This window comes from Microvirga sp. P5_D2 (genome assembly GCF_054049475.1).
In genome coordinates this window covers 1-3,441 of sequence record NZ_JBFUMH010000294.1, presented here as the reverse complement: position 1 = coordinate 3,441, position 3,441 = coordinate 1, and the positions used below count along the sequence as shown (strand labels likewise).

Here is a 3,441-nt window from a genome sequence, read left to right as displayed (position 1 = left end):
GGCCAGCGGCGTCCCGGCCGCGATGCCGCAGGCGCCGGCGACGATGACGACCGAGATCGTGTCGCGAATATCGCGCGTCAGGGCGTAGGTGATGATGGCAGCCCCGACGGCAAGGTAGACGAGATATCCGGCCAGCCGGTCTGCCAGCCGCTGCACCGGGGCGCGGGTCTGCTCGGCATTCTCGACCGCCTCGACGATGCGGCCGTAGCTGGTGTCGCGGCCGACGCGCTCGACCCTGATCTCCAGGGCGCCCATCTGGTTGATGGAGCCGGCAAAGACACTCCCGCCTTCGACCTTTTCGACCGGCATGGATTCGCCCGTGATGCGGGATTGATCGACATAGGAGTGGCCGGTCACGACAGCACCGTCCACGGGCACCTTCTCGCCGGGGCTGACGAGCACCATGTCGCCTGCGACGATGGTGTCGACGGGGACGGTCAGGATGTCGCCGTTGCGCCGCACGCGCGCCTCCCGGGGCACGAAATCGATCAGGTCGTTGATGGCGAGGCGGCCGCGCGAGACGGTCAGATGCTCGAGTTCCTCAGCCACGAGCACGAACAGCATGACAACCACGGCGGTGAAGAACTCGGCGATCGCCGCTGCCGCCAGGATGGCGATGGTCATGGAGAGTTCCATGGTCATGCGCCGTGCGAGCAGGTTCGCGAAAGCCTCGCGGAACATTGGCCAGCCGGAAAAGGCGAGGGTGGCGATTCCGATCACGCTTGCCGGGACGAATGGCTCGTGAAGCCGAAACCAAAGGATTGCTGCTCCCAGCAGGGCCACGACCATCCGGGCGATGGCCCAAGGCTCGAAGGGGGCGTGGTCATGCACGCTCTCGTCGTGGGGACGGGCATGGTCCTCCACCGGCACGGTGCAGTTGGTGGCATGCGGGACGGAAAGCGGCGGCATGGACGGCTCCTTGAGGCAGCAACGGACCGAATCCGAACGACTCACCCGAACCTATCTTTAGAATTGCTCTAATCTACTGTGGAATAAATCCAACTGTGAAGTTTGTCGCTGGGCATTGGCCCAGGTGCCCACTCGACGGGCCACAACCGGGCGACGGGTTGCGGCCCGTCGCCGTCAAAGGCGAGGTCGGTCCTAGACCGGATTCATCCGCTCCATCGTCCCGTCGCGGAGCACGAACTGGTGCCACAGGGCAATCAGGGCGTGGAGGCCCGACAGGACCAGGATGATCGTGCCGCCGGTCTCGTGGATCTCCGCGATGGGTCCGGGGGCGCCCTGCACGGATGCCGCGATGGCCGGGAGAGGCAGGCCGAAGAACGAGACCGGGACGCCCAACCGCGAGGCGGCGTACCAGCCGGTGAGCGGCAGGCCGATCATGAGGAGGTAGAGCACGGCGTGCCCGATCTTCGCCGCGACGTTGAGCCAAGGGCTTTGCGGATCCTCGATCTGGGGATTGCTGCCCCACCAGCGGGCGATCAGCCGCGGCACGATGAGAAGGAGCACGGCAAGCCCGAGCGAGAAATGCAGCAGGGGCGGGTTGAGGCGGACCTGACRGCCGCCCTCGGCCGTGAACCATGCGGCGAGGATCAGCAGGGCCATGACCCAATGGACAATGATGAGGGTCTTCGAGTAGCGCGGCATCGGTGACATCCTTCCGTACGGACCGGCGACGGTGTTGGGCCAGGCAGCCCGCCTACGTTGATCCCCAAAGGGCTTCGTGGCGATGCGCTGGATCAAACCCGGATTATTCAGCAGAGATGCTCCCTACTCGCCCCAACCTGTCATCTCGCTGACAGCCTTCCACAGCAGCCTGACAGCAGGGTTGCGCCACTCTCCGGACATTCCAGGCGCCTCCACCGGCGCTGGACCCAACAGGAGAGACCCATGCGCACCACCACCATCGCCCTTGCCACTGCTGCCGTCATGGCAGGAGCCTTCTCAGCCCAGGCGAGCAGCCTCGGGCGGCCCTGCACCACGGCGCCCCAGAGCCAATGGCTTTCGGTCGATGCCCTCAAGGCCAAGGCCGAGGCCCAGGGCTACAAGGTCCAGAAGGCCAAGATCGCCAAGGCGTGCGGCGAGATCTACGCCCTTGATCCGAACAATGCCCGCACGGAGCTGTTCGTCGATCCCACCTCCGGCGAGATCGTCGCCAAGGAGTGATTTCATGACCGCGAGCAAACAAGCGGTCGAGGCCGCCGGCGCGATGCCGGCGGCTGCCGCCTCCTTACCCGAAGGCAAGACTGTCCGCGTCTGGGATCCGTTCGTCCGGATCTTCCACTGGAGCCTCGTGGGCCTGTTCGTCCTTGCCTTCGTGACCGGGGACGAGAGCGAATGGCTGCACATCCAGGTGGGCTATGCCATCGCCGCTCTCGTCGCGCTGCGGATCGTCTGGGGCTTTGTCGGAACACGCCACGCCCGGTTCAGCGACTTCGTTCGTTCGCCTAGCGAGATCGCAGCCTACTCGGGTCAGGCGCTTCGGTTCAGGGCACCACGCCATATCGGCCACAATCCGGCAGGTGGCGCCATGGTCGTGGCGCTGCTCGTCATGATCGCCGGCATCGCGGCCACTGGGTTCGCCATGACCACGGATGCGTTCTGGGGCTCCGAGTGGCTCGAGGACCTTCATGAAGGGTTTGTCTACGCGACCATCGGGCTCATCGTCCTGCACGTGGCGGGCGTCGTCTTCTCCGGCCTGGAGCATGGCGAGAACCTGATGAAGGCGATGATCACCGGAAGGAAGCGGGCGCCCTGAGCCCGTGTTCCTCATGTCGGGCTCGGCAGCCGGACCTCCGCGAGAAGGCCGCCGAGCGCCGAGCGTCCCAAGGAAAGCGAACCGCCATGGGCCTCCGCCAGATCTCCGACGATGGCGAGACCCAGCCCTGTGCCCGGCCGGGATTCATCCAGACGGCCGCCGCGGGCGAGCGCGGCATTGATCCGGTCCTCCGGCACGCCCGGACCGTCGTCCTCGACCCGAAGCATGATATCGCTCCCGTGGTGCCGACCCTCGATCCGCACCGTGCCGGCCGCCCAGGTCGTTGCGTTCTCGGTCAGGTTGCCGAGGATCTCGGTCAGGTCCTGGGCATCCATTCGCACCCCGAGACCGTCCGCAACATCGATCTCCCATGACAGTCGCTGCCCCTGCGGTGTCCGCCGGAGCACGCCCACCACCTGCTCGATGACGGGAGCAACCGGAGGGGTCGGACCTGCCCGCACCCGAAGGCCTGTCCGCGCCCGCACCAGCTCGCGTTCGACATGACGGCGCATGCCGGCGGTGACGCTCTCGATCTCGTCGGCCAGGCGGGTGTCCCCGCGAGCCCGCAGTTCCTCCGCATCGGCGCTCAGGACCGTCAGCGGCGTCTTCAGGCCATGCGCCAGGTCGGCCGCCCGCGCCCTTGCCCGCGCGATGGCCTTTTCCTGTTCGTCGAGCAGGTGATCGACCTCGGCGGCCAGCGGGCGGACCTCGTCCGGGAAGGC

5 protein-coding genes are annotated in these 3,441 nt (G+C 66.7%); 2 read left to right on the top strand and 3 right to left on the bottom strand.

Features of this window, described 5'->3' with window-relative positions; translation table 11 throughout:
- Positions 1 to 909 (bottom strand): HAD-IC family P-type ATPase (locus ACXJKO_RS30685; protein ID WP_457094796.1); only part of this gene is annotated, 909 nt, incomplete at its 3' end.
- Between the two features lie 192 nt (positions 910 to 1,101).
- The gene (locus ACXJKO_RS30680) at positions 1,102 to 1,608 is read right to left on the bottom strand and encodes a cytochrome b (RefSeq protein ID WP_457094795.1); all 507 of its coding nucleotides are present in this window, start codon (positions 1,606 to 1,608) and stop codon (positions 1,102 to 1,104) included.
- Positions 1,609 to 1,851: 243 nt separating this feature from the next.
- Here ACXJKO_RS30680 and ACXJKO_RS30675 point away from each other — a divergent pair, with 243 nt between their 5' ends.
- Entirely contained in the window at positions 1,852 to 2,127 is a 276-nt protein-coding gene (locus ACXJKO_RS30675; protein ID WP_457094794.1) for a PepSY domain-containing protein, read from the top strand.
- A gap of 4 nt (positions 2,128 to 2,131) precedes the next feature.
- Positions 2,132 to 2,719, top strand: a complete 588-nt coding sequence (locus tag ACXJKO_RS30670; RefSeq protein ID WP_457094793.1) for a cytochrome b/b6 domain-containing protein — start codon at positions 2,132 to 2,134, stop codon at positions 2,717 to 2,719.
- Positions 2,720 to 2,730: 11 nt separating this feature from the next.
- Here the strand turns inward: ACXJKO_RS30670 and ACXJKO_RS30665 are convergent.
- Positions 2,731 to 3,441: ATP-binding protein (locus ACXJKO_RS30665; RefSeq protein ID WP_457094792.1), on the bottom strand; the 711-nt coding region annotated here is incomplete at its 5' end.

Bases quoted from the DNA above. Each gene is read 5' to 3' on its own strand.
- ACXJKO_RS30670 (WP_457094793.1), top strand. From the start codon at position 2,132: ATGACCGCGAGCAAACAAGCGGTCGAGGCCGCCGGCGCGATGCCGGCG.
- ACXJKO_RS30675 (WP_457094794.1), top strand. From the start codon at position 1,852: ATGCGCACCACCACCATCGCCCTTGCCACTGCTGCCGTCATGGCAGGA.